Origin of the sequence: Synechococcus sp. R6-10 (assembly GCF_047461815.1) — a bacterium.
Lineage (GTDB): Bacteria > Cyanobacteriota > Cyanobacteriia > Thermostichales > Thermostichaceae > Thermostichus.
Map to the genome: position 1 here is coordinate 1 of NZ_JANSHW010000235.1, position 2,117 is coordinate 2,117.

Sequence of the window (2,117 nt, forward strand, 5' to 3'; positions counted from 1 at the left end):
AGGGCCAGAGGGGGGAGAGGGAAAACTGGCTGGGCGGGGCAAGGGATCCAAGCGCACCGCCTGCGGAAATTGAGGCGGGGCAGGGGGGGCCAACATGGGGGCGACGAGCTGCCACAACTGCCAAGCCAAGGCGGCCAGAGCCCCAACCGAGACACTCACCACCACCAAGGTGCCCAAGGGAAAACCGCCAGAAGCAGGAGAAGAACGGCCTCGCATCGGGTAGTTAGCCATCCGAAATACCTTCCCGCAATGCTGCAGGCAAGAATCCGCAGAGAAGATGGGATCCCCGTCAAAACCGGGGATTTACGAAAGCCAGAGCACGACTGCTGCGCAACGCTGACGTGATTGCATCCCAATGTATCGTGTTCCGCAGCGCTCTTGCTAGGCCTGTGCAGAGGAATCGCAACGCTGACGGGGCGACGCGACCCCAGAGGGCAAGGGCGTCGGAGATTAGCTTCTACTTATTGGTGTTGGTGAACTTATTCTGCCAGTCGGTCGTCAAAATCTCTCGGCCAAATACCCATCCTGCCAGAAGGAGGGGCAATGCCAAGCCCAGAAAGCCAAAAAGACTGACCACCTGAGCCACTTGCCGCTGGGCTTGTTTTCTCCTGGGATCCGGGATGTTGTTGGCAGCCAGCACCACTTTAGAACAAAAAGCCACCACCACCGCCCCCACCGGCCCCAAAACCAAAGAGGGCCACAGCCAAGCCGCCACTTGCGAGAATGCGTAGGCTCCGGTGAATGGGATAATCACGAAACAAGCCAGCTCCAGGATCCCCCACGTGAAGAGGGCCAACCAGACATCTTTGCGGAAGACTTCATCGGGATTGGTGTACATAAGCCTCCGGGATAAACTGCCACCTGCCACACTAAAGCGAGACTTTGAGACAGGAACAGCAGCGTCACAGCTTCCAGATTAACTCCAGGTGCTAAGGATCTTGCTTGACGGATCCTCCTTACGCTACTTTTCCCCTTGGGCAATTCAGTTAAGATAATGCCCAAGATTCTTGGATAAGCCTCCGTTAATTTGGAGAGAAGGGCAGCCTTGACAAGGATGAACTCCCCCTGTGACCCCATACGTAAAGACTTGAAATAAGATTTAAGTGTTCAATCACTCATGAATTGCCTGCGCCTGTGGCCCTTTCCAGCCGAGGTTGGGGTCAAGCTTGCCCTGTTGAGAGGGCTCTTTATTCACCCGCGAGCCGAGGGCCCATCGCCTCTGCACGATTGTTGCCCATGAGCTGCCGAAGGGATCCCCGCACCCCAACGCCCTGCAACCTTGTCTCCTGCTGACTTCGAGAGTGCCAAGCTGCCATGTCACGCATCCTCATCATCGATGATGATCCCAGCATTTGTGCTCTACTGCAGCGGTACTTGCAGCGGCAGGGGTATTCGGTTGAGGTGGCGATGACGGGGGCCGAGGGCTTACAGCAGTTGCGCGCTTTTCAGCCGGCCTTGGTAATTTTGGATCTGAACTTGCCGGATGTGAGCGGCTACGATCTCTGCCAGCAAATGCAAAAAGAGACCGGCGTGTACGTGTTGATGTTGACCAGCCGCGTCAGCCCTGCTGATAAGTTGCACGGATTCCAGTTGGGGGCAGATGACTACCTGACCAAGCCCTTCAGCCTGCCGGAGTTACAGGCGCGAGTGCAAGCCATTCTGCGGCGGCAACGTATGAAGACCGAAATGGCCAGCGCGCCGGTCTTGACCTTTGCCTCTTTGGTAATCGACCCGGAAACCCGAGCAGTCATCCGCGAGCAGCGCCTGATCAACTTAACAGCACTGGAGTTCGATTTGCTCTATGCTATGGCTCGACATCCGGGGCGGGTTTGGCGACGGGCTGAGCTGATTCAAGAGGTGTGGGATTTTAACCACGAGGGAGATGAACGGGTGGTCGATGTCCACATTGGCCAAATTCGCAAGAAACTAGAGACTGATACCAGCCAACCGGAGTTGATCCGCACCGTGCGTGGAGTTGGCTACAAGTTTGAGCCCCCCGCTCCGAAGGAGGGATGGGGAGAGGAAAAACCTTAACCCCCAAATAACTCTGATACATTTACGCTGAACACTGCTGAACATCACTGTTCAACTATGCAGCGATAGCATTCTGTTTGTTT

Annotated in this window: 2 protein-coding genes and 1 pseudogene; 1 reads left to right on the forward strand and 2 read right to left on the reverse strand. The window is 55.9% G+C overall.

Annotation, left to right across the window (positions count from 1 at the left end; all coding sequences use genetic code 11):
* Together NW837_RS07380 and NW837_RS07385 are read right to left on the reverse strand one after the other, a co-directional pair.
* A pseudogene (locus tag NW837_RS07380) lies at positions 1-231 on the reverse strand (SH3 domain-containing protein); the annotation flags it as partial.
* Between the two features lie 226 nt (positions 232-457).
* Positions 458-838: a hypothetical protein gene (locus NW837_RS07385; protein WP_011433618.1), complete on the reverse strand. Its 381-nt coding sequence runs from the start codon at positions 836-838 to the stop codon at positions 458-460.
* A gap of 476 nt (positions 839-1,314) precedes the next feature.
* Here NW837_RS07385 and NW837_RS07390 point away from each other — a divergent pair, with 476 nt between their 5' ends.
* Entirely contained in the window at positions 1,315-2,034 is a 720-nt protein-coding gene (locus NW837_RS07390; RefSeq protein ID WP_414330288.1) for a response regulator transcription factor, read from the forward strand.
* The last annotated feature ends 83 nt before the right edge of the window (positions 2,035-2,117 follow it).

Excerpts from the sequence above, each read along its gene's own strand:
- NW837_RS07390 (WP_414330288.1), top strand. The coding sequence starts at position 1,315 with ATGTCACGCATCCTCATCATCGATGATGATCCCAGCATTTGTGCTCTA.
- NW837_RS07385 (WP_011433618.1), bottom strand. The coding sequence starts at position 838 with ATGTACACCAATCCCGATGAAGTCTTCCGCAAAGATGTCTGGTTGGCC.